Consider the following 16,897-nt stretch of genomic DNA (forward strand, 5'->3'; position numbering starts at 1 on the left):
GGACGTCCCGAGTGTGGGGTTCGGCTGCGTGAGTGTGGGGTTCGCCCCGAGCTGCATCCTGGGCGAGTTCTACGTTCGTGCAGCCGAACCTCACGTTCGTGCGGGTGAACCCCACGTTCAGGAAGCCGAACTCCACAGTTGTCCGGGCTTGGGGCGCTCAGAGGCCCAGGTAGATCTGGCGTACTCGGGGGTCGCGGCTCAGGTCCTGGGAGGCGCCGGTCATGGCTACCTCGCCGTTTTCCATCACCAGGCAGGTTTTGGTGGCCTCGAAGGTGAGTTTCGCGTTCTGCTCCACCAGCAACAACGCATGCCCGGCGGCACGCAGCCGCTGCAACACCGCCAGGATGTCCTCGATCAGCTTCGGTGACAACCCCATGGAAGGCTCGTCGAGCAGGATGAGCCGTGGGTTCGTCATCAGCGCCCGGCCGACCGCCAGCATCTGCTGCTGACCGCCCGACAGCGCGCCCGCGAGCCGGTCCCGCATTTCGCCGAGGACCGGGAACAGGTCGAACACCTCGCCGAGGGTGGTGAGCGTCGGCCCCTTCCACTTCCGCACGTACGCGCCGAGCAGCAGGTTCTTCTCGACCGTCAGGCCGGGGAATACGTGCCGCCCCTCCGGTACGTACCCGATGCCGTGCCGCACGATGTCGCGGGCTTTGACCTTCGTGAGGTCGCTGTCCCCGAACCGGATGGTCTCCGCCGTCCTCGGCACCAGCCCCATCAGCGCCTTGAGCGTGGACGACTTTCCCGCCCCGTTCCCGCCGGTGGTGCCGACGCACTCGCCCGCGCCGACGGTGAAACTCACCGAGTCGACCGCCCGCACCCCGCCGTAGTGCACCGACAACCCCGACACCACCAGTCCGCCGTTCACCGGGCCACCTCCGAGCCGACCTCGGCGGCGATCTCGGCGGTGTTCATCGAGTCACCCAGGTAGGCCTCGATCACCTCCGGGCGCACCGCCACCTCCGCCGGGGTGCCGTCGGCGATCACCCCGCCGCCGGCCAGGACCGTCACCCGGTCGCACAGCGACATGACCAGCCCCATGTTGTGCTCGATCAGCACCACGGTCACCCCACTGTCCCGGATGGACCGCACGATCTCGCTCAGCTGACCGACCTCCTGGCCGTTGAGTCCGGCGGCCGGTTCGTCGAGCAGCAGCAGCGTCGGCCCGCTCGCCATGGCCCTGGCGATCTCCAGCCTGCGCTGGATGCCGTAGGGCAACGATCCGGGCGCCGCGCCCGCGAAGTCGGTGAGCCCGTACCGGGCCAGCAGTTCGTCGGCTCGCGCCCGCAACTCGCGTTCCTCACGCAGGACGCCGATCGGCCACAGCACGTACCGCCACACCGCCACCATCGACGACCGGTCCAGCGCCACCAGGATGTTGTCCCGCACGGTCATCCGGTCGAAGAGCCGCAGGTTCTGGAACGTCCGCGCCAGGCCCAGCCGGGAGAGCTGGTGCGGGCGCCGCCCGGTCACCACCCGGCCGTCGACCGACGCCGACCCCGAAGACACGCTGTAGATACCGCTGACGATGTTGAACAGCGTGGTCTTGCCGGACCCGTTCGGCCCGACCACCCCGCGGATTTCGCCGGGGCTGACCGACATGGACACCCCGGTGAGCGCCTTCAGCCCGCGGAAGTGCTTGCTGATCCCGGAAATCTCCAGGCTCGACCCCGGCCCGTGTTCCGCCGCCGGTGCCGGGGCGAAGGGGCCCAGCGCGGTTCGTTCGGCGGTGGCCTTCCGCCGCCGCACCACCTTGTACAGCCGTGACGGGATACCCGCGAGACCGGTCGGGGCGAACACCACCATCAGCACCACGACGGCGCCGAAGCCGAGTTGCGCGTAGACGGAGAAGTCGACCAGCACCTCCCGCACCAGAGACAGGGCGATGGCACCGACCACGCACCCGAGGATGCTCTGCCTGCCCCCGATGATCACCATCGCGAGCAGCAGGAACATGTTGGCGATGCTGAAGGTTTCCGGCGCCACGTACCGGATGAGCCCGGCGTAGAGCACCCCGGCGAGACCGCCGTACAGGCTCGCGAGCACGAAGGCGGCCATCCGCAGGATCGGCACCGGAGCGCCGACGGCACCGGCCGCGAGCGAGTCGTCGCGCATCGCCCGCATCCGGCGGCCCAGCCCGGTGTAGGCGATGAACCCGGCGAACCCCAGCGCCAGGCCGAACACGATCAACTCGAAGTAGTAGTACAGGTACTCGTTCGACAGGTCGATGCCGAACAGCGGCGGGACCGGGATGCCGGAGATGCCGTCGGCGCCGCCGGTCAGGGTGCTGTTGGTGACCCAGTTGGTGAACGCCAGCGCCAGCCCGAGCGTGACGATGCCGAGGTAGTGGGACTGCATCCGCAGCGCGGGCGTGCCCACGAACAACCCGACCAGCACGGTCGCCAGCACCGCGAGCACCGCCGAGGTCCAGAACCCGAAGCCCGCCCCGGTGGTGAGGATGGCGACGGCGTAGGCGCTCACCCCGAAGAACGCGACCTGCGCGAGGTTGATCTGGCCACCGAGCCCCATCGCCAGGCCGAGGCCGATGGCCAGCAGCGCGAAGACGATCGCGATGTCCATCACGTGGATGCCGTACGGGCCGAGCTGGTACGGGAGGAACCAGGCGGCCACGGCGACCACGCCGAAACCGGCGATGCGGAGCCTCATGCGCGGTTCACCGTCCGCTCGCCGAACAACCCGGTCGGCTTGATCATGATGACCACGGTGAACACCAGGAACACCACCAGTTCGGAGTACGCCTGGAACCGCCCGGCCAGGTACGAGTCGAGCACGCCGATCGCCAGGCCGCCGACGATCGCGCCCTGGATGTTGCCGAAGCCGCCGAGGATGGCCGCGGCGAACCCCTTGATGCCCAGCGAGCCGCCGAGCGTCGGGTTGACGTAGAGCATCGGCGCGACCAGCGCCCCCGCCAGCGCGGCGAGCCCGGCGCCGATGGCGAACGCGACGGCGTTGCTACGGCCCACGTGGATGCCGACCGCGGTCGCCGCCTCGTGGTCCATCGCCACCGCCTGCATGGCCGCACCCCGCTTGGTGCGCTGCAGGAACAGCACCAGCGCGACCGTGGCGAGCGCGGCGATGGCCAGCACGACCAGGCTGTAGGTCCGGATGCGGATGCCGAACACGTCGAGCGGTTCGGTGTCCACCGGGGACGGCACCGCGTGCCCGGTGGCGCCCCAGATGATCGTGGCCACCGCTTCGAGCACCATGCCGAAGCCGATCGTGCCGATCAGCATGAGGTCGAAGTCCTTGTTCTCCAAGGGCCGCAGCACCCGCTCGATGACCAGCCCGATCATGCCGGTGACCAGCATGGCCACCGGGATCGCGACGAAAAACGGCAGGCGCGCGGACATGTAGAACGTCGACGCCGCGTAGGCGCCGATCATCACCACCTGGCCGTGGGCGAAGTTGACCAGCCCCATCGTCCGGTAGACGATCGAGAAGCCCATGGCCACCAGTGCGTAGACCGCGCCGAACCCGAGCCCGCCGACCAGGGTCTGGAAGAAGACCTCCATCGCCTCAGCCGGCAGATTCGGCGACGAGCCGGCCGGCGGTGATGACGCCGATCGAGGTGGTGTGGATGCCGACACCGCTTTCGTCGAATTCGAAGTTCCCGAGCAGCCCGTCGTACTTGGTCGCGCGGATCGCGTCGGCGAGGGCCTGACCGGTGGCCCCGTTGCTGTTCATCAACGCGGTGAACACGATGTTGGCGCCGTCGTATGCCTTCGCGCCGTGCAGTTCGGCCTCTTCACCGTGGGCGCCCTGGTAGGCCTTGGCGAACGCGCGGGACGCGTCGTCGGTTTCGTTGCTCAGGTACGGCGAGCTGACCACGGTGCCTTCCGCGTTCGCCGCCCCCGCGGTCTCCAGGTACACCGGTGTGCCCATCGGTGCCGCGCCCGCGATCGTCGCCGTGATGCCCAACTCCCTGGCCTGCTTGACGATCAGGCCCGCCGCCACCTCCTCGGCGCCGACGAACAACGCGTCGGGGGCCTTCTGCCGGACGGCGGTCAGCGCGGCGCTGAAGTCCTTCTGGTCGGTGGTGACCACCTGGTCGTCCACCGGGGTGATGCCGCGGTCGGCCAGTGCCTTGGTGAACGCTTCCTTCTCACCCTTGCCGTACGAACCGTTGTTGGAGATGAGCGCGATGTTCTTGGCGCCCTTGCGGTCCACGAGGTACTGGGCGAGCGTTTCGTCGTAGGTGTCGCTCGTCGGCCCGTTGTAGAAGGCGAACGGGCTCTTCGCGGCCGCGATCGCTGGCGACTGCCCGGAGGTGATGTTCGGGATCTTCGACTGCTGCAGGATCGGGATCATCGCGACGGTCACCGCGCTCTCCGCGGTCCCGATCATCGCCACGAAACCCTCGCTGGAGATTTTGCGGGCCAGGTTCGTGCCCACCGTGGGATCGCCCTGGTCGTCGAACAGGCCCAGCTCGATCTGACGGCCGTTGATACCGCCCTTGGCGTTCCACTCGTCGGCGGCGAGTTTCGCGCCCTTCCACTCCCATTGGCCGAGCGAGCTGAGTTGCCCGCTCTGCGCGTTGACCACCGCGATCTTCAGCGGGCCGCTGGTGTCACCGCCTGAGGACGAAGTGCTCCCCGGGGCGCTGCACGCGGTGCTCGCCGCGAGGGCGAGCACGGCGGATACGAGCACTGGCATCGTGGTTCGTGATCTGTGCATGAATCGTCACCTCGTTGTGGATTCAAGTGGGGAGATCAGCAGGGGGACTCAGTCGAAGGCGCCTCGGTAGATGTCCTTGATGTTCCAATGGCCGGGCGTGGGCACGGGCTCGTTCACCATCGGCACGTCGAGCACCGAGGTCCGGCGGCTTTCGATCGCGGTCCGCAGCGCCTCGGCCAGGTCCGCCGGTTTCCCGACGAGGTAACCGTCGGCGCCGCACGCCCGGCCGTAGGCGGCGAAGTCGGGGGAGTAGGGGTTGCCGTCGGCGTCGGTGAACTCGCACCCGTAGCTGGCGCCGAAGCTCGCGGCCTGCAGATCGGCGATCGTGCCGTGCGCCCGGTTGTTCATCACCAGGAAGATCACCGGCAGCCCCTGCTCGACCGCCATCGGCACGGCGGGCAGCTGGGCGCTCAGCCCGCCGTCACCGATCAGCGCGACCACCACGCGGTCCGGCTCGGCGAGCTGCACCCCGACCGCGGCGGCCGGGCCGAAACCCATGGTGGAGAGTCCGCCCGGGGTGACGAACCGGCCTTGCGGCGGCAGCTCGTAGCACTGCGCGACGCCGTTCTTGTTCCAGCCGACGTCGGTGACGAGCACCGCGTCGGCGGGCAGCGCGTCGCGCAGGTCGGCGAGGATGCGCTCCGGCCGGAGCGGAAAGTCGTCGCTGCGGCCGCGTTCCCGGCTCGCGCCGAACAGCTCCTGCCTTTCGGCCGCGATCTTCTCACGCAGCGTCGGCCGATCCGTCCCTTGTGGACTCCGTGCGGTCACGGCGGAGGCGATGGCGTCGACCGCGAGCGCGGCGTCCGCGACCGCCCCGATCTCGACCGGGTAGTTGCGGCCGATCTCCGCGGGGTCGATGTCGATCTGGATGAGCCGCGCGGGCGGGAACTGCCAGGTGTAGTCGGGGTTCCAGGAGCTGGCGTCGGTCTCGGCGAACCGGGTCGCGAGCGCGAGGACCACGTCGGCGTCCCGGGTGTACTTGTTGGTGAGCTCCAGCCCCCAGAACCCGGTCATGCCCATCACCAGCGGGTGCCGGTCGTCGACGACGCCCTTCGCCATCAGGGAGTGCGCGATCGGGATGTCCAGGTGCTCGGCGAGCCGCAGCAGGGCCGCCCGGCCCGCCTCGTCGCGCAGCCCGCCACCGAGGTAGATCAGCGGCTTCTCGGCGTCGACGAGCAGTTCCGCCATCCGGTCCGCGTCCTTTGTGGACAGCGCAGGAGCGGGGCTGTGCTTGACGAGCGGGAACGCCGACCCCGTCGGAACCTGGCGCGAGAACAGGTCCATGGGGATGTTCAGCAGGACCGCGCCCGGCCTGCCGGAGGTCGCCGTCCAGAACGCCCGCTCGGTGAACCGCGCGATGTCCTCCGCCCGGTGCGCGCGCCACGCCCGCTTCACGAAGGGCGCGTAGATGGCGGTCTGGTCGGCGTCAGCGTGGAGGTTGACCTCCTGGTGCGGGTGCCGGCCGTGGTAGTAGGACGGGATGTCCCCGGCGATGGTGATCAGCGGTACCGAGTCCAGCGCCGCCGTCGCGACGCCGGTGACCGCGTTCATCATGCCCGGCCCCACGTGGACCAGCAGCACCCCGGGTTTCCCCGTCATGCGCGCGTACCCGTCGGCGGCGTGCGCGGCGGCCTGCTCGTGCCTGGCGATGACGAACCGGATGCCGCTGCGGCCCAGTGCGTCCAGGAAGGCGATGTTGGTGTGCCCGCAGGTGCCGAAGACGTACTCGACTTCGTAGGACTCCAGTTGGCTGACCAGTGCTTCCGCGGCGGTGACGCTCATCCCTGCCCCCAGATGGACAGCCCTCGCAGGATCAGGGTCTTGACCACGGTGTAGTCGTCGATCATCTGCGCCGGTGCCTCCCGTCCGAAGCCGGAGTCCTTCACCCCGCCGAACGGGACGTGGTCGAGCCGGTAGTTCGACGAGCCGTTCACGATCAGGCCGCCCACCTGCAGATCCCGCCACGCGCGGAACACCGTGGCGAGGTCCTGGGTGAACAGGCCGGCCTGCAGCCCGTACCTGCTGCTGTTGCAGGTCTCGATGACGTCGGTGAGGTCGTCGTAGGGGAGCACGGCGACCAGCGCGCCGAAGACCTCGTCGGTCACGAGCGTGGCGTCGGCGGGTGGGTCGGCGACCACCGCGGGCCGCAGGGTCGCGCCGTCGCGCTCACCACCGGCGACGAGCCGGGCCCCGGAAGTGGTGGCCTGCGTGATCCACTTCTCCACGCGGGCGGCTGCCTCGTCGTCCACCATGGACCCGACGTCGGTGGCCGGGTCGAGCGGGTCGCCGACGGTCAGCCCGGCGACCTCGGCGCGGAACAGCTCGACGAACTCCTCGAACCGGGACCGCTGGACGTAGACGCGCTGCACGGAGATGCAACTCTGCCCGGAGTTGCTGTAGCCGGTGCGGGCGCAGATCCTGGCCGCGTGCGGGAGGTCCGCGTCCGCGCAGACGATCGTGGCCGCGTTCCCGCCCAGTTCCAGCACGAGCCGCTTCGCCCCGGCGGCGCGGGCGACGGCGGCACCGGTCTCGGGACTGCCGGTGAAGCTGATGACGCTGACCTCCGGGGCCGCGCACAACGCGGCGCCGACGCCGCCATCGCCGTGCAGCAGTTGCACCGCTTCGGGTGGCATGCCCGCTTCGAGCACCAGCGCGACCATCGCGGTGGTGGTGGCGGGCGCTTGTGGCGGCGCCTTGACCAGCGTGGTGTTCCCCGCCGCGAACGAGGCGCCGAGCTTGTGCGCGAGCAGGTTCGCCGGTGCGTTGAACGGCGTGATGGCCAGCGCCACCCCGGCGGGCGCCCGGTAGGTGAAGGCGGTGTTCCCGACGCCGCGAGCCCAGCCGGCGACCGGCAACGTCTCGCCGCCGAGTTGCCGGGCCTCGGCGGCACATACCGCGAAGGTGTCCGCCACGCGGTCCATTTCGCCCAGGCCGTCCTTCACCGGCTTCCCCAGTTCGCGGGCGATGAGCCGGGCGACCTCGGCGCGGTGCTCGGTCGCCAGAGCGGAGGCGCGGTCGAGCACCGCGGCTCTCGTGGCCGGTGCCAGCGCGACGACCGCCCGGGCTCCCGTACGGGTGAATTCCCTTGCGGCCGCGAGCTGTCCGGCGGAGGCGGGGTAGGAGCGTGAGACGGCTTCGCGGAGGTACGGACCGACCCGCTCCACGGGGGAGCCCTCCGTGGTCCACTGCCCGGCCACGTACGCCGGTGCTTCGGTGATCGAGTCGGCTCTGGCTTGGTCGAGAACGTCGGTCAGCACCACAGTTCTCCTCGTGAACCATCAAGCGGTACAACTGGACCGCTGTACGGACTGGGTGTAACGTACGGCTCGCCCCCTTTCGCTGGCAAGTCCCGGATCGAACAAACTGGACGGAGCGGAGGCGAAGCGGTGAGGATGGTGGATCGTCGTGGCAAGAGGGGAAACCGTGGTCAAATCGGCGGGTACCGAGCAGGTCCCTGATGCGGGCGACGTCGGCGAGTCCGGTGGCGTGCGCAGCGTGCAGCGCGCCTTCGACATCCTGGCGCTGCTGACCGAGTCCACGCCCGCGATCTCCATCGGCGAGATCGTGCGGGCGACCGGGCTCGCCAAGACCACGGTGATCCGGCTCGTGCAGACCCTGGAGCAGAACGGCCTGCTGTGGTCCACGGCGAAGGGCTACCTGGCCGGGCCGAGCCTGTGGCGCTGGGCGCACCTCGCCCGCAGCAGCTGGGAACTCCCGCCGGAGACCAAGGAACTGATGCGCGGGCTCGCGCAGCGGCAGCGGGAGACCGTCAACCTCTACGTCGTCCGCGACATCTACCGCGTGTGCGTCGCCCAGCAGGAAAGCCCGCAGCCCCTGCGCCACGTGGTGCACGTCGGTGACGAACTGCCGCTGTGGGCGGGTGCTTCGTCGAAGATCCTGCTGCGGAACTCCGACTCCGCGCACCTCTCCCGGGTGGCCCGCAGCTCGCCGTACGGCCCGGACCACCTCGATGCCCTGCGCGCGCAGATCGACGAGGCCACCGAGCGCGGCTACGCCTACAGCCACGGTGAACGAGAGACGGGGCTGTCCGCCGTCGCGGTGCCCGTCTTCGGCCGCTCCGGCACGGCGATCGCCGCACTGTCGCTGTCCGGGCCGACCGTGCGGTTCCCCGACGACCGCATCACCGAATTCGTCGCCGCGCTGATCGAGGTTTCCGGGCACCTGACCGAGCGCGGTTTCGACCACCCGTTCCGCATGTAGGTCCCCCGGCCGGTGCGGTGTCCTTTCAGTTCTGCGCGTCATTCGCCGAAGGAGCAGGCGCATGGAAAAACCACCGTTGCACGGAATCCGGGTACTCGATCTCACCAACGTGCTGGCCGGCCCCTACTGCAGTTACCAGCTGACGCTCTTCGGCGCCGAGGTGGTCAAGGTCGAGGTACCCGGATCCGGTGACCTGGCCCGGCACCTCGGGCCGGACGCCGAACTGAACCGGTCCGGGGTCGGCGCCTCCTTCCTCGCGCAGAACGCGGGTAAGAAATCGATCGAGCTGGATTTGAAGAATGACGCACAGCGCGCGGAATTCGAGCATTTGGTGCGCGGCGCGGACGTTCTTCTCGAGAATTTCCGCGCCGGAGTGCTCGCCCGGCTGGGATTCGACTGGGGTCGATTGCGCGAAATCAATCCGGGGCTCGTCTACTGCGCGATCACCGGTTTCGGGCAGACCGGCCCGATGAGCCAGGCGCCCGCCTACGACCAGATCATCCAGGGGCTGTCCGGGATGATGAGCATCACCGGCACCGAGGACACGGCGCCGCTGCGGGTCGGGTTCCCGGTCTGCGACACGGTCGGCGGGTTGATGGCCGCGTTGTCGATCTCGGCGGCGCTGGTCGGCCGGGCGAGGACCGGCGAGGGCTGCTTCCTCGACCTGTCGATGCTCGAGGCGTCGATCTCGGCGATGGGCTGGGCCGTCTCGCACTACGTCATCAGTGGCGTCCGGCCCGCTCCCACCGGGCAGCAGAACGCCACCGCGGCGCCGTCCGGCACCTTCGAAACCGCGGACGGGCTGCTCAACATCGCCGCCAACCGGCAGGTCCAGTTCGAAAAGCTGTGCGGGCTGCTCGACCGGGCCGACCTGATGACCGATCCGAGGTTCGCCGACCGCGAAGCACGCAAAGAACACCGGGACGCGCTGAACACCGAACTGACCCGTGAGCTGCGCAAGCGCACCGCCGTCGAATGGGAGCGACTCCTGCCCGCTGTCGGTGTCCCCGCGGCGCGCATCCTGACCGTGCCGCAGGCGGTCGAGTCCGAACAGCTGGCGCACCGCGGTTTCTTCACCGACGTGCCGTTCCCCGGCGACCCCGGCCGGGTCGTGCGCACCAGCGGGAACGGGGTGCTGGTCAACGGCGCGCCCCTGCGGCCGACGGGCGCGCCACCCCTGCTGGGGGAGCACAACGCGCAGACCGGGGAATTCGCCGACCGCTGGGGCGGGGGCGGCCGATGACCACGGACGCCGAGGTCGCCGACTGGTGGGCGACCGGTATCACCCGGATGGCGCCGGGGGTGCTGGAGCTGCGGGGCGCGCCGATCCAGGACCTCATCGGCTCCACCGGGCTGGTCGCGACGATCTGGCTGATGACCCGCGGTGGGCCGCCCGCACCGGGGGAGGCGGAGCTGCTGGAGGCGGCGATGGTCGCCTCCGTCGACCACGGCCCGCAGGCCCCGTCCATCGCCATCGCCCGGATGACCGCCACCTGCGGGGTCGGGATCAACAACGCCATGGCCTCCGGGGTGAACGCGCTCGGCGACGCCCACGGGGGAGCGGGGCAGCAGTGCGTCGAGCTGCTCACCGAGATCGTCAGTCGGCAGGACGCGGGGCAGTCCCTCGACGCGGCCACCGCCCAGGCGATCAGCGAACACCGCTACGTGCCGGGGTTCGGGCACCGGTTCCACCCGGTCGATCCACGCCGAGCCCCGCTGCTCGCCCTCGTCGACCGTGCCGTCGAGGACGGCGTCGTCGCGGGACGGCACGTGCGTGCCGCGCGTGCCGTCGAGGCACGGCTGAACCACGGCCGCGGCAGACCGGTGCCGATGAACATCGACGGCGCCACCGCGGTGATCTACGCCGAGCTGGGGTTCCCGCCGCCGCTGGCCCGCGGCCTGTTCGTGCTCAGCCGGAGCGTGGGAATCCTGGCGCACGCGTGGGAAGAGACCACGCAGGGCCGTCGCAACAAGGGGCCGATCCCGCGGTCGATCCTGCCGACCTACCGAGGAGGCGCCACCGATGCGACTGGCGATCTTGCACGGGCCGAACCTCAACCGCCTCGGTGAACGCGACCCGGCCAAGTACGGGGTCGCGACCCTCGACGACATCACCCGCGACGTCGACGCGACCGCGGCCAGGCTCGACGTGACCGCGCTGCACTTCCAGTCGAACCACGAAGGCGCGCTCACCGAATGGGTCCAGGACCGGCAACCCGCCATCGACGGGTACGTGGTGAACCCCGCGGGCCTGGCTTCCTACGGCTACGCGTGGCTCGACGCGCTGTTCGACACCGGCCGCCCGTTCGCCGTCGTGCACATCTCGCAGTGGCACGCGCACGACGGCAAGGACCGGACCGACGTCTTCGCCGCCCACGCGGCCGTGTACCTGGCAGGCGCGGGCTGGCGTGGCTACTCGCTGGCGCTGGACGCCCTGGTCCACCGCCTGCGTGAGCCGTGATCACCGGCTTTCAGTTCGGCTGGAAGAACGCGAGCATGCGCCGGCTGGCGTCGGGTGCTTCCAGTAGTTCCTGGATCTCCGCGGAGTCCCGGGCGGCGGCGCTGGTGCGTTCGAACATCTCCTGTTCGTATTCTTTGACCGCGGCGGGAAAGTCGTCGGGGTGCGCGGCCAGCGCCAGGCCGAGCACGGCACCGTCGAGCAGGGCCATGTTGGCGCCTTCCCCCACCGGCGGCATCAGGTGCGCGGCGTCGCCGACCAGCGTGACGTCCGGGGCCGACGGCCAGGTCAGGCCGATCGGGAGCGTGGTGAGCGCCCGTGGCGCGACCGTGTCGTCGCAGGCCGCGATCAGCGCGGTGAACCGGGCGTCCCAGCCGTCGAACAGTTCGATCAGCCGCGCCCGGGCGGCGGCCGGGTCGTCGAACGGGATCCCGCTGGTGGCGAAGAAGTCCTCGCCGGTGCGGTAGAAGTTGAGGCCGATGCGCACGCGGCCGTCGCCGTTGCGTTGTGCCGCCAGTGATTTCCCGTCGCCGAGCACCCAGTAGTTGCCGCGCCCGACCATCGCCGCGAGGTCGGGGTACGTGCGGTCGATGTCGGGAATGCCGATCTCCACGGAGTTCTGGCCGATGTGCGCCGGCCGGGCGTCGGTGAGCAGCGCACGGACCCGCGAGTTCGCGCCGTCCGCGCCGACCAGCAGGTCGTAGGCCGTACTGCTGCCGTCGGTAAAACGCAGCACGCCTTCGCCGGCGGACTCGAACGCGCGGCCCCAGCGCACCGCGTCCTCGGGGAGCGAGTCCAGCAGCAGGTCACGCAGATCGGCGCGGTCGACCTCGGGTCGCGCGAGTGGGGCGTCGTCGGGCGTGTTCTCTTGGAGCAGCAGAGTTCCGTCCGGTTCGAGAAGGCGCATGTCCTGGCCTTCCCCGCGGGCGATTTCGTAGAACTGGTCGATCAGCCCGGCCTCGCGCAGCGCGCGCTGGCCGGAGTGGATGTCGAGCATGCCGCCCTGGCTGCGCGCATCGCGTGCGGGCTCCCGCTCGTAGACGACGGCGTCGATGCCGTTCAGGTGCAGCATCCGGGCGAGGGTCAGGCCGCCGAGGCCGGCTCCGACGATGGCGATGGTCATGGCTCTCCTTCAATACGGCGTATCTGTCGATACACTGTATCGCGACAGGCGTTGTAAGGTCTGCGCATGTTGGTGTGGGAGCGGCCGGAGCCGCCCGAGCGACCGGTACCGGCCCCGTTGAGCCGGGAGCGGATCGTGCGCGCGGCGATCCAGCTGGCCGACGCGGACGGCCTGGAGGCGGTGTCCCTGCGCAAGGTCGCGGCGGCGCTGGAGGTCGGGCCGATGCGGCTGTACGGCTACATCGCCACCAAGGACGAGCTGCTCGACCTCATGCTCGACGCGGTCTACGCCGAAATCCGGCCGGTCGGGGACGACTGGCGTGAGGTGCTGCGCTCCCTCGCCGAAACCACCCGGCAGGCGGTTCTCCGGCACGAATGGCTTGCCGACCTGATCGGCGGACGGCCCCAGCTCGGGCCGCACGCGCTGGCCAGGGGAGAGGCCGTGCTGTCCGCGCTGGACGGCGTCGACGTGGACCTCGCCATGCCGCTGGTCACCGCGGTCGACTCGTACGTGATCGGCGCGGTGCGCCGCGAAATCGCCGAGCGGCGTGCCGAACGGGCCACCGGGATGGACGAGAAGCGCTGGCAGGCCGCGCTCGGGCCCTACCTGCAGCGGCAGCTCGACACCGGTGAACTCCCGGCGCTGGCCACGGTGGTGCGCGATGCCGTCCACCTGACCGCCGACGAGACCTTCCGGCTCGGCCTCGACCTCCTGCTGGACGGCATCGAAGCCCGTCTGCGGAAATAGCCCGGAAAAAAAATCCGGCGATCCGCGATGAGTTTCGCGGCCTTCGGTGGTCGTAGGTGTCGACCCCGTGATCAAGGAGGACCTATGCGCAGCGTGACCTATTCGATGGGCGTTTCACTGGACGGCTACTTCGTCGGGCCGGACGGCGGCTTCAACTGGACCACGCCCAGCGACGAGGTCTTCCGCCATTCCATCGAGGAGATCAAGGAGGTCGGCGTCCACCTGCTGGGGCGGCGGCTGTACGAGACGATGCTGTACTGGGAGACCGCCGAGCAGGACACCTTCGACGACCTGAGGCTCGAGTGGGCCGGGCTCTGGAATCCGCTGCCCAAGGTGGTGTTCTCGTCCACGTTGTCGTCGGTGCAGGGCCAAGCCCGCCTGGCGTCCGGCAGCCTGGCCGAGGAGATCGAGCGGTTGCGAGCCGAGCCGGGGGAGGGCTCCATCGCCCTCGGCGGCGCGACCCTCGCCACCGAGGCGGCCGCGCTGGACCTGATCGACGAGTACCTGGTCCGGGTCTTCCCGGTGCTGCTCGGCGGCGGCCGGCCGTTCTTCCCCCAGGGCGAGCGACGGGTGGATCTCGAACTCGTCGACACCCGCACCTTCGAATCGGGTGTGGTCCACCTCCGCCACCGGGTGCTCCGCTAGCCGTACCGGGCGCTGGGTTCGGGCAGGGTGCGGATGACGAGCCAGCTCAACGCGGGCAGGGCGACCAGCGGGGCGAGCGCGAGCTGCAGCGAACCGTGGTCGGCGACCGTGCCGATGAGCGGGCTGGCGATCCCGCCGATGCTGACGGTCAGGCCGAGGGTGACGCCGCTGGCGGTGCCGACCCGGGTGGGCAGGTAGTCCTGGGCGAGCGTGATCTGCAGGGAGAACGGGATGTAGAGCCCGGCGGAGGCCAGCGCGACGAACAGGTAGATGGCCGGGCCGGGAACGAACACCACGCCGGCGACGGCGCCGACGGTGCCCAGGTACGACCAGCGCACGACGGTGATCCGGTCCCAGCGGTTGGCGAGCCTGCTGCCGAGGACGGTGCCGACGGCTCCGCCGAGGTAGAGGAGGAACAGGGCGGCGGTGCCCGCCGCGGTACCGCCCTCGGTGCGCTGCTGGGCGTAGAGCGCGATGAACGCGCTGAGACCCACGAACACCACCGAGCGGAAGACCACGGCGAGGGACAGCCTCAGGAAGGACGCCCGGTCGTCGTCGCTTCGGTGCGGTTTCACCGCGGTGATCGCGGAGCGTGCGGGTGCGGCCAGTGCACGCAGCACGGGCAGGCACAGCACGCTCCCGGCCAGGGCCGGGACGACGAGCAGCGGGGACAGTCGCAGCCCACCGGCGACGAGCACGACGGCGACGAGGACGGGTGCGGCGGCGAAGCCCAGGTTGCCGCCGAGGGAGAACCAGCCCATGGCGGTGTGGCTGCCGCGGCTGACGACGCGGGCGACGCGGGCGGCTTCGGGGTGGTAGGCGGCGACGCCGATGCCGGACACCGCCACGAACGCCAGCGTCAGCGCGTAGGAACCGCTGATCCCGCTGAGCGCGATGCCGAGCCCGCCCAGGACCGTGCTCACCGGCAGCAGCCACGGCATGGCCCACCGGTCGGTCAGCGCGCCGAACAGCGGTTGCACCACCGAGGACAGCAGGGACGCCGCGAGCACGATGCCCGAAGCCGCGGCATAGCCGTAGGCGCGCTCGGCGATGAAGAACGGCACGAGCGAGGCCACCGCGCCCTGGTAGACGTCGACGCAGGCGTGCCCGGCCGAGAGCAGGATGATCGATTTGTTCCGCCACACCCCGCCATGCTCGCCGGTCCGGGCCGTGTCGCGCTTCCGATAAACTGACGCCTGATGACGGAAATCCGCCACCTTCCGCGCGCGCCGACCCGGGCGCAGACACTGCTCGCCGGTTCCGGCATCGGCGCGCACCGGCACGACGACCACCAGATCGTCTACGCCGCGAAGGGCGTGCTGGCCATCACGACCGACCGCGGCTCGTGGATCGCGCCGGCCACCCGCGCCATCTGGGTACCGGCCGGGACCGTCCACGCCCACCACGCGCACGGCGAGCTCGAACTGCACCTGGTGGGCCTGCCCGCGACGGACAACCCGCTGGGCCTGACCGAGCCGAGCGTGCTCACCGTCGCCCCGTTGCTGCGGGAACTGGTCCTCGCCTACACGGGCGCACCACACGAGGATTCCCCTGAGCGGCAACGATTGCGGGCGGTCCTGCTCGACCAGCTCCGTGCCGCGCCGCAACAACCCGTCCACCTGCCGGCGCCGGCCGATCCGCGGCTCAAGGCGCTGTGCGCGATCCTGCACGCCGATCCGGCAGACAACCGCACCCTCGCCACCCTCGGCGCCCAGGTCGGCGCGAGCGACCGCACCCTGACGCGGCTGTGCAAAGCCGAGCTGGGCATGAGCTTCCCGCAGTGGCGCACCCAGCTGCGGCTCTACCACGCCCTCGTCCTGCTGGCCGACCGCACACCGGTCACCACCGTGGCGCACACCTGCGGCTGGTCGTCCACCAGCGCGTTCATCGACGTCTTCCGCCGGGCTTTCGGCCACACGCCGGGAACCCACCACCACCGGTGAGCCCGGGTCCTATACCTCTTCGCAGCTGCTCCCGAAGACGTACATGCCGGTGGGGGTGGCGTTTCCCTCCAGGTAGTAGCAGCTGTAGAGCCGGTTCATCGACTCGTCGAGCACCGAGCCGGGTGGCTGCGGGCCGACCGGGCCCGTGCACGGGGAGCCGATCACCGGCTGGTTGGCCAGGATCGTGTGCAGCGTGGCGGTTTGACACCGGTAGGTGGGCGCGCTCGCCTGCGCGGTGGCGGGCACGAGCAGCAGGCTGCCGAAGGCGAGCGAAAGGGTGACCAGCGCGGTGGTCGATCGTCGGGGCATCCCACCACGTTGCCCCCTCGGACCTCCGAGGCCAGCCACCAACCGGGTGCGAAACCGTTCACCGCTCCCGACGAAAGTCGGATAAGAAATCGTTTACTTGATCTCGCGACAGCGGTAGCTTGGGTTTCGCGGGAACGCGGGCGGAGTATCGCGACGAAACACCGGGGAGGGTGTCGTGTCGATCGCCGAGGGGGCGATCAAGTAACGGGCACTTCGTGTGCCGGAAATCGCTGTTTCCTTGCGGAGTCCTTCCGTGATGTTGTTCTGCCGCCCATTTCGCGTGTCGTGGCAATGCAATTCGAATGGAGGAGAATCATGCGTGGAGTCAAAAGCCTGGTGGCGAGCGGGGCCGCTGTGCTCACGGTGTTCAGCGGGGTGGTCGCGGCCGTGCCCGCCGGTGCGGAACCGGCGGGCGAAGCCGGGATCCAGCACTACCCGTGCGGTAGTTCCCGCCCGCCGAACAAGGACACCCAGGGCTCCTCGGGGGCTTGGCCGAAGGCGATCAGGAACCTGGGCCCGCAAAGCGGTTCGGCGTACTCGTGTGCCGACCTCGCCCTCATCCACCACGGTGACAAGCTGGATTACTACTGCTGGACCGCGGGTGCCGACAATCAGATCTGGACCTACGTGTCCGCCTTCGAACGGGGTACGGCCGGGTGGGTTCCGGACGACAAACTCCTCCCGGTGAGTCAGGACGCCGCGTTTTGCGGGCCGCTGGCGTGAGCCTCCTTTTCGTCTCGCCCTGCCGGCGCC

At 70.1% G+C, this 16,897-nt stretch carries 17 protein-coding genes; 8 read left to right on the top strand and 9 right to left on the bottom strand.

Features of this window, described 5'->3' with window-relative positions; translation table 11 throughout:
* Positions 1-157: 157 nt before the first annotated feature.
* Genes JOM49_RS25100 through JOM49_RS25125 form a run of 6 tightly spaced genes read right to left on the bottom strand, consistent with a single transcriptional unit; the run spans position 158 to position 7,955 of the window.
* Positions 158-871, bottom strand: a complete 714-nt coding sequence (locus tag JOM49_RS25100; protein ID WP_209666687.1) for an ABC transporter ATP-binding protein — start codon at positions 869-871, stop codon at positions 158-160.
* On the bottom strand, positions 868-2,670 hold the full coding sequence (locus tag JOM49_RS25105; protein WP_209666688.1) for a branched-chain amino acid ABC transporter ATP-binding protein/permease: 1,803 nt from the start codon (positions 2,668-2,670) through the stop codon (positions 868-870). Before JOM49_RS25105 ends, JOM49_RS25100 begins: the two co-directional genes overlap by 4 nt.
* Positions 2,667-3,536, bottom strand: coding sequence for a branched-chain amino acid ABC transporter permease (locus JOM49_RS25110; protein ID WP_209666689.1), 870 nt, complete (start codon positions 3,534-3,536; stop codon positions 2,667-2,669). Before JOM49_RS25110 ends, JOM49_RS25105 begins: the two co-directional genes overlap by 4 nt.
* Positions 3,537-3,540: 4 nt before the next feature.
* A complete protein-coding gene (locus tag JOM49_RS25115) occupies positions 3,541-4,698 on the bottom strand; it encodes an ABC transporter substrate-binding protein (protein WP_209666690.1) in 1,158 nt (385 codons plus the stop codon).
* 48 nt (positions 4,699-4,746) lie between these two features.
* Complete coding sequence (locus JOM49_RS25120) at positions 4,747-6,480, bottom strand: thiamine pyrophosphate-binding protein (RefSeq protein WP_209666691.1); 1,734 nt, start codon at positions 6,478-6,480, stop codon at positions 4,747-4,749.
* A complete protein-coding gene (locus JOM49_RS25125; protein ID WP_209666692.1) occupies positions 6,477-7,955 on the bottom strand; it encodes an aldehyde dehydrogenase family protein in 1,479 nt (492 codons plus the stop codon). Before JOM49_RS25125 ends, JOM49_RS25120 begins: the two co-directional genes overlap by 4 nt.
* 148 nt (positions 7,956-8,103) lie before the next feature.
* Here JOM49_RS25125 and JOM49_RS44145 point away from each other — a divergent pair, with 148 nt between their 5' ends.
* The 4 genes from JOM49_RS44145 (at position 8,104) to JOM49_RS25145 (ending at position 11,380) form a co-directional block, all read left to right on the top strand.
* A complete protein-coding gene (locus JOM49_RS44145; RefSeq protein WP_209666693.1) occupies positions 8,104-8,919 on the top strand; it encodes an IclR family transcriptional regulator in 816 nt (271 codons plus the stop codon).
* Between the two features lie 61 nt (positions 8,920-8,980).
* On the top strand, positions 8,981-10,162 hold the full coding sequence (locus JOM49_RS25135) for a CaiB/BaiF CoA transferase family protein (protein ID WP_209666694.1): 1,182 nt from the start codon (positions 8,981-8,983) through the stop codon (positions 10,160-10,162).
* The gene (locus JOM49_RS25140; RefSeq protein ID WP_209666695.1) at positions 10,159-10,989 is read left to right on the top strand and encodes a citryl-CoA lyase; all 831 of its coding nucleotides are present in this window, start codon (positions 10,159-10,161) and stop codon (positions 10,987-10,989) included. The genes JOM49_RS25135 and JOM49_RS25140 overlap by 4 nt, the downstream gene beginning before the upstream one ends.
* Positions 10,943-11,380, top strand: coding sequence for a type II 3-dehydroquinate dehydratase (locus JOM49_RS25145; RefSeq protein WP_209666696.1), 438 nt, complete (start codon positions 10,943-10,945; stop codon positions 11,378-11,380). Before JOM49_RS25140 ends, JOM49_RS25145 begins: the two co-directional genes overlap by 47 nt.
* 10 nt (positions 11,381-11,390) lie before the next feature.
* Here JOM49_RS25145 and JOM49_RS25150 read toward each other — a convergent pair whose 3' ends face one another.
* On the bottom strand, positions 11,391-12,500 hold the full coding sequence (locus JOM49_RS25150; RefSeq protein ID WP_209666697.1) for an FAD-dependent oxidoreductase: 1,110 nt from the start codon (positions 12,498-12,500) through the stop codon (positions 11,391-11,393).
* Between the two features lie 66 nt (positions 12,501-12,566).
* Between JOM49_RS25150 and JOM49_RS25155 the strand changes: the two genes are divergently transcribed.
* Complete coding sequence (locus JOM49_RS25155; protein WP_209666698.1) at positions 12,567-13,247, top strand: TetR/AcrR family transcriptional regulator; 681 nt, start codon at positions 12,567-12,569, stop codon at positions 13,245-13,247.
* Between the two features lie 84 nt (positions 13,248-13,331).
* On the top strand, positions 13,332-13,892 hold the full coding sequence (locus JOM49_RS25160) for a dihydrofolate reductase family protein (protein ID WP_209666699.1): 561 nt from the start codon (positions 13,332-13,334) through the stop codon (positions 13,890-13,892).
* On the opposite strand, the gene JOM49_RS25165 is transcribed toward JOM49_RS25160, so the two are convergent.
* Positions 13,889-15,037: an MFS transporter gene (locus JOM49_RS25165; protein ID WP_209666700.1), complete on the bottom strand. Its 1,149-nt coding sequence runs from the start codon at positions 15,035-15,037 to the stop codon at positions 13,889-13,891. The two genes, JOM49_RS25160 and JOM49_RS25165, sit on opposite strands and share 4 nt — an antisense overlap.
* Before the next feature lie 54 nt (positions 15,038-15,091).
* Between JOM49_RS25165 and JOM49_RS25170 the strand changes: the two genes are divergently transcribed.
* On the top strand, positions 15,092-15,835 hold the full coding sequence (locus tag JOM49_RS25170; protein WP_209666701.1) for an AraC family transcriptional regulator: 744 nt from the start codon (positions 15,092-15,094) through the stop codon (positions 15,833-15,835).
* 9 nt (positions 15,836-15,844) lie between these two features.
* On the opposite strand, the gene JOM49_RS25175 is transcribed toward JOM49_RS25170, so the two are convergent.
* Positions 15,845-16,144, bottom strand: coding sequence for a hypothetical protein (locus JOM49_RS25175; protein ID WP_209666702.1), 300 nt, complete (start codon positions 16,142-16,144; stop codon positions 15,845-15,847).
* 315 nt (positions 16,145-16,459) lie between these two features.
* Between JOM49_RS25175 and JOM49_RS25180 the strand changes: the two genes are divergently transcribed.
* Entirely contained in the window at positions 16,460-16,867 is a 408-nt protein-coding gene (locus tag JOM49_RS25180; protein WP_209666703.1) for a hypothetical protein, read from the top strand.
* Positions 16,868-16,897: the final 30 nt, after the last annotated feature.

The sequence above is a fragment of the Amycolatopsis magusensis genome (genome assembly GCF_017875555.1).
Classification (GTDB): Bacteria; Actinomycetota; Actinomycetes; order Mycobacteriales; family Pseudonocardiaceae; genus Amycolatopsis; species Amycolatopsis magusensis.